Origin of the sequence: Bradyrhizobium centrolobii (assembly GCF_001641635.1) — a bacterium.
GTDB lineage: Bacteria > Pseudomonadota > Alphaproteobacteria > Rhizobiales > Xanthobacteraceae > Bradyrhizobium > Bradyrhizobium centrolobii.
The window spans coordinates 52749-58939 of record NZ_LUUB01000094.1; the positions used below are offsets into that span (position 1 = coordinate 52749).

The 6191-nt window shown below is 63.6% G+C and carries 4 protein-coding genes; 2 read left to right on the forward strand and 2 right to left on the reverse strand.

What is annotated here, in order from left to right:
- The first annotated feature begins 10 nt into the window (after window positions 1-10).
- A complete protein-coding gene (locus AYJ54_RS34530) occupies window positions 11-2206 on the forward strand; it encodes a glycosyl hydrolase family 28-related protein (protein ID WP_136624121.1) in 2196 nt (731 codons plus the stop codon).
- Between the two features lie 125 nt (window positions 2207-2331).
- Window positions 2332-4101 carry a carbamoyltransferase family protein gene (locus AYJ54_RS34535; protein WP_063706211.1) on the forward strand — a complete coding sequence of 590 codons (1770 nt, stop codon included), beginning with the start codon at window positions 2332-2334 and terminating at the stop codon, window positions 4099-4101.
- A 115-nt stretch (window positions 4102-4216) separates the two neighbouring features.
- On the opposite strand, the gene AYJ54_RS34540 is transcribed toward AYJ54_RS34535, so the two are convergent.
- Window positions 4217-5161: a GDP-L-fucose synthase family protein gene (locus AYJ54_RS34540; protein ID WP_063706213.1), complete on the reverse strand. Its 945-nt coding sequence runs from the start codon at window positions 5159-5161 to the stop codon at window positions 4217-4219.
- Window positions 5142-6191, reverse strand: a 1050-nt coding sequence (gmd, locus tag AYJ54_RS34545) for a GDP-mannose 4,6-dehydratase (RefSeq protein WP_063696773.1), incomplete at its 5' end; no start/stop codon positions are given. The genes AYJ54_RS34540 and gmd, both read right to left, overlap by 20 nt.

A 6191-nucleotide genomic window follows, 5' to 3' on the forward strand; every position in this document is an offset into this window, starting at 1 on the left:
GGAACGCGACGTGACTCGTAGCCACGCAGTCATTATCGCCCTCCTGCAGTTCATGTGGATGGCGGCGGCCACCGCGCAGCCCGCGATGTTCTGGTTCAACGACCCTGTCGGTCCCGACGAGACGGTGCTCGTCACCGGAGCCGATCTCGACAAGGTGACATCCGCGACGGTCACCCGGATCGCCGATGGTCCGAACGACGCGGCCGGACGGGAAACCTCCGTCCCGATCCTCCAGGCCAACCCCCTCTCCCTCAAATTCGTGATCCCCGAGGCTTTCAAGCCGGGCATCTACCGCTTCACGCTGAGCTATGCCGAGGGCGCGCTCAGCGGCCGCATCAATCTGCCGACGATCTACTGGCGCCAGGGAAACCTCGGCGATGAGGTCTCGCCCGGCGGCTGGCTTCAGGTTTTCGGTCGCAACATCGTTCGTCAGACCGGCCGCGCGCAATTGCTGCTGCTTCCCGATGCCGGCGGCGCGGCAATCAAGTCGGTTCTGACCAAGGGAGACCTGTGGCGAGGCGCGTTTCGCGTGCCTGAACAGCTCTCGCCCGGCCGCTACAGGCTGCGCCTGTTCAACGGCGACGGCGGCGATGACGAATGGGCCGATGCGGGCAGCATCACGGTTCGGGTCACCCAAGTCGAGACGGCCCAGTCCTTCGATGTCCGGGCTTACGGCGCAAACGGCGACGGCAGATTTGATTGCACCCGCGCGATCAGGGCCGCCATCGACGCGGCGAAGGATGCGGGAGGTGGCACCGTATACTTCCCGCGCGGGCGTTATCTGATCTCGGACATGATCGTCATTCCGCCTGGCGTCAGAATCAAGGGCGAGCGCACCGATCTCGTCAACCTGGTCTGGCCGGATTTGGCAAGTCTTCCGGTGGCCCTGCTGCAAGGAACGTCGCGATTCTCGATCGAGGACGTGACGATCTACGCGTCAAACCACCCGCATATCATATCCGGGGGATTCCAGTTCGGTGACACCCAGGCTCCGGGCGCCGCCGACATCGCGATCCGACGCGTCCGCATCCGCGCGTCCGCCTTCCGCGGCCTGATGGAGCCCGACGCCACCGTCCAGCGCATGAACGAATTCCATCGGATCTATCCCGGCACTGCTCCCGACACCATTCGATTGAGCGGTAATCGGATTGAAGTGTCCGATTGCGACATCCTCGGATCAGGCCATTCGCTGCGCCTGTTCAAGGCAACCAACGCGATCGTATCCGGCAACGTCCTGAACAACGGCCGCTACGGCACCTACTCCATCGTGGGATCGCGTCAGGTCATCTTTGAAAACAACACCGTGACCGCGGCCGACCTTCAGGGGACCGGCGGAGGCATCTCGACACTGTCGAAGTGGGTCAGCGCCTCGGAGAACATCTTCGTCGGCGGCAACACATTCAAGGCGATTTACGGCTGGGATCGCGAAGCCATGACGACAGACGGCCCCGGCGGCTACTATTTCGGCCACGCGGAAAGCACCCTGCCCGATCGCCTGTCGCTGCTGGATGCTCCCAATCCCTACCCCGCCGCCCAGGACTGGAGCGGCACGATTGTCATGGTGGTGAATGGCCGCGGTGCCGGCCAGTACGCCAGGGTCAGGACATTCGAAGGCAAGCCGCCCAACCTGTCGATCACGCTCGACCGGCCGCTCGCGGTCGCGCTGGACCGGACTTCGGAGATCACGGTTGCTCAAGCGCAGCAGAACTACCTGATCATCGACAACTTTTTCGAGGACACTGGCGTTGCGGCGCAGGCGTATGGGACGGCGCTGGGTCACGTCATCGCCGGCAACCGATCCAACAGAACAAGCGGCTTTGCCGCATTCGGCCTGTCCTACGAGCACTTCCAGCCGAGCTGGCGGATCCAGTTCCTCGACAATCACATCCTGGAAGGAAATGTCTATCGCGCGGGACCTGAGCGAACCGTGTTTTCCAATGAGGCATCGATACTCGTGCGCGGCAATCAGACCGCAACGGCCGCGGGCCGCCCGCCGATGGTGCAGGCGGTGATCGTTCGAGGCAATCGCCTCGATCAGGACGCCCATATCGAAATCAAGGGCTTTGCCGCCGCCTCGCCCGGCGTCCGCGATATCGTCGTCGAGGAAAACACGATCGGGCCGTCCCGCGAGGGACTGACGATCGATCGCGGTGTCGCCTGGTGGCTCAGCCGGAAGAACGTCGAGGAGCGCCGCATCCTGAAATAACACTGACCGTCTCGCATCGCCTAAAGCTAGTCACGGTAATGATAAGTTCCGTTGTTAGTTACACTTCAACTCTGATTGAGATCTCACACAATTATCTCTGTATCACAACGTGAAAGACTGCCCTGATGACCGCTATTCTCGGCCTCAACCTCAACCATCCTGATGCCTCCGCGGCGCTCATCCTCGATGGCAAGGTGGTCGCCGCGGCCGCCGAGGAGCGCTTCGGTCAGCGCATCAAGCACGATCCCTCGTTCCCGCAGCACGCGATCCAGACCGTTCTTTCCATGGGCGGCATCTCGTCGAAGGACCTCGACTTCATCGCGGTCGCGCGCGATCCCTCGCAAAATCGCGCAGCCCAGGTCGCATACGTCCTGCGCAATCCGATCAGCGGCGGCATGGCGGCGATGGAACATATGCGGCGCGCCAAGATCGATCTGAGCATCAGCGACATGGTCGCCGAGGCGTCCGGACAGGCGCCGGACATGGTCAAGGCCAGTGTGGTGAATGTCGAACATCATCTGTCTCACATCGCGAGCTCCTATTACTGCTCGCCGTTCGAGACCCTGACGGCCGGCTTTTCTTATGACGGCAGCGGCGACTTCACCAGTGCGATGGCGGCACGCTGCGAGGGCACGCGGATCGAGGTTGTCGATCGCGTTCATCTGCCGAACAGCCTCGGCTTCTTCTACACCGCGTGCTGCCAGTTCATCGGCTTCGATGGTTTTGGCGAAGAATACAAGGTCATGGGGCTCGCGCCCTACGGCACCGACAGCCATGTCGGCGTGATGCGTGACCTCGTCCAGACCAAATCCGACGGATGGTTCAAGCTCGCCGACGGCTATTTCGGCATGCATCGCGGCGGCGAAAGCGGCAAGATGGACGAGCACCACCGCATGGACATGCTGCGTCTGTTCACCGACAAATGGACCGACAAGTTCGGATCGCCTCGCCAGCGCGGCGAGGAGCTGACGCAGCGGGACAAGGACATCGCGCGCTCCTGCCAGATCCGTTTCGAGGAAGTCTCGCTGCACTGCTTCAAGAGGCTTCACGATCTGGTGCCGAGCACGCAAGTCGCCTATGCCGGAGGCTGCGCGCTCAACGGCGTCATGAATGCGCGCCTGTTGCGCGACACGCCCTTCCAGCAGGCCTATATGCAGCCGGCATCATCGGATGACGGCTTGTGCATCGGTGCGGGCCTGTGGGCCTGGCACAATGTCGCGGGCGGGCGCGAACGCTTCCACATGACGCATGCCTATTGGGGACCGGAGCACTCGGACGCGACCATGCGGCGTGTCGCGGAAGCGGCACAGAGCCCGATGCGCGAGCTGTCGCCCGGCAACGTTCCGAAGGCCGTCGCCGCGCTGCTGCATGCCGGCCTGGTCGTCGGCTGGTATCAGGGCCGGTCCGAATGGGGCCCGCGCGCGCTCGGCAACCGCTCCATTCTCGCCGACCCCACACGCCCTAACATGAAGGATGTGATCAACGCCAAGATCAAGCGAAGGGAGAGCTTCCGTCCCTTCGCCCCCAGCGTCCTGAAGCCGGCCGTAACGACCTATTTCGAGCAAGACGTGTTCAGCCCGTTCATGATGCATGTCGTCAAGCTTCGCCCGGAATGGCGCGAAAAGCTCCCCGCCATCACCCATGTCGACGGCACGGGTCGCCTGCAAAGCATCGAGCGAGACACCAACCCGCTCTACTACGAATTGATCGACTCATTCGGTCGGTTGTCGGGGATTCCGATCGTGCTGAATACCAGCTTCAACGAGAACGAGCCGATCGTCGACACGCCCGAGCAGGCGATGAGCTGCTTCCTGCGCACCGGGTTGGATGCCATTTGCCTCGGCCGCTACCTCGTGGTGAAGGGCGAGCACGCGAGCCTTCTGCCGGACGCGTAAGACGCTGGGGAGTGCATCGCGGCCATAGGCGGTGCACTCCCCGGTTCAGGCCTGGACGGCCTCGAGCAAATGGCTGGATTCTTTCTGCCACGCTGGAGTGCGAGCCACCGCAAGACTACCGAGCAGGAACCAGCGCGCCGGCGAGATAGGCCTCATAGGCCCGCCGGATTCCATCCTCCAGCGAGGTCGACGCGCGCCAGCCGAGCCTGGCGAGGCGGCTGACGTCGAGCAGCTTGCGCGGCGTCCCGTCGGGACGCGAAGTGTCGAAGCTGATCTCGCCGCGATAGCCGATGACGTCGGCGACGACGCGGGCGAATTCGGCGATCGTGATGTCCTCGCCGGTGCCGATGTTGATCAGCTCCGCGCCCGAATAGCTCTTCATCAGGTGCACGCAGGCATCGGCCATGTCGTCGACATAGAGGAATTCGCGGCGCGGCGTGCCGGTGCCCCAGACCGCGACGGTGTTCGCGTCCGCGATCTTCGCCTCGTGAAAGCGCCGGATCAGGGCGGCGACCACGTGGCTGTATTCGGGATGATAATTGTCGCCGGGGCCGTAGAGATTGGTCGGCATCACGCTGATGAAGTCACATCGATACTGGCTGCGATAGGCCTCCGCCATCTTGATGCCGGCGATCTTGGCAATGGCATAGGGCTCGTTGGTCGGCTCCAGCGGTCCGGTCAGCATGGAGTCCTCGCGCAGCGGCTGGCTGGCGAGCTTCGGATAGATGCAGGAAGAGCCCAGGAACATCAGCTTCTCGGCGCCGTTCAGATGCGCGGCGTGGATCACGTTGGCCGCGATCGCGATGTTGTCGTAGATGAACTCGGCGCGCAGCGTGTCGTTGGCGAGGATGCCGCCGACCTTGGCGGCGGCGAGGAAGATCACCTGCGGCCGCACCTTCGCGAACCAGTCGAACACCGCGGCCTGGTCGCAGAGATCGACCTCGCGCCGGTCCACGGTGACGAGCCTGACGTCCTCCCGCACAAGCGCACTGCCGACCATGCCGCGATGGCCGGCGACGTAGACGCTCTTGCCCGTCAGCTCAAACCGTACGTTTGCCATGGGCGGCTTCCTGTCGTGCCTCCGTCAGATCGCTTGCCACCATCTCCTCGACGAGCTCGGCAAAGGTCCGCTTCGGTGTCCAGCCGAGCGTGTCGCGGGCCTTGCTGGCATCGCCGATGAGGAGATCGACCTCGGTGGGACGGAAGTAGGTGGGATCGATCCGCACCACGGTCTTGCCGCTCCTGGCATCGATGCCGGTCTCATCCACGCCCTTGCCGCGCCATTCGATGCGGCGGCCGACTTGCGCGAACGAGAGCTCGACCATCTCGCGCACCGAGCGCGTCTCGCCGGTGGCGAGCACGAAGTCGTCGGGCTTGTCCGCCTGCAGGATCATGTGCATGCCCTCGACATAATCCTTGGCATGGCCCCAGTCGCGCTTGGCCTCGAGATTGCCGAGATAGAGCGTGTCCTCGAGCCCGACCTCGATGCGGGCGACGCCGCGGGTGATCTTGCGGGTGACGAAGGTCTCGCCGCGGATCGGGCTCTCGTGATTGAACAGGATGCCGTTGGAGGCGAACATGCCGTAGGCCTCGCGGTAGTTCACCGTGATCCAGTAGCCGTAGAGTTTCGCCACGCCGTACGGCGAGCGCGGATAGAACGGCGTGGTCTCCTTCTGCGGGATCTGCTGCACGAGGCCGTAGAGCTCGGAGGTCGAGGCCTGGTAGAACCGCGTCTCCTTCTCCATGCCGAGGATGCGGATCGCCTCCAACAGGCGCAGCACGCCGATGGCGTCGGCGTTGGCGGTGTATTCGGGGCTTTCGAAGCTGACCGCGACGTGGCTCTGGGCGGCGAGATTGTAGATCTCGGTCGGCCGGATCTGCTGCACCAGGCGGATCAGATTGGTCGAGTCGGTCATGTCGCCGTAATGCATCAGGAACGGCACGTTGCCGACATGCGGGTCCTGATACAGGTGATCGACGCGCGCGGTGTTGAACGACGACGAGCGCCGCTTGATGCCGTGCACGACATAGCCGAGCGACAGCAGATACTCGGCGAGATAGGCGCCGTCCTGGCCGGTCACGCCGGTGAT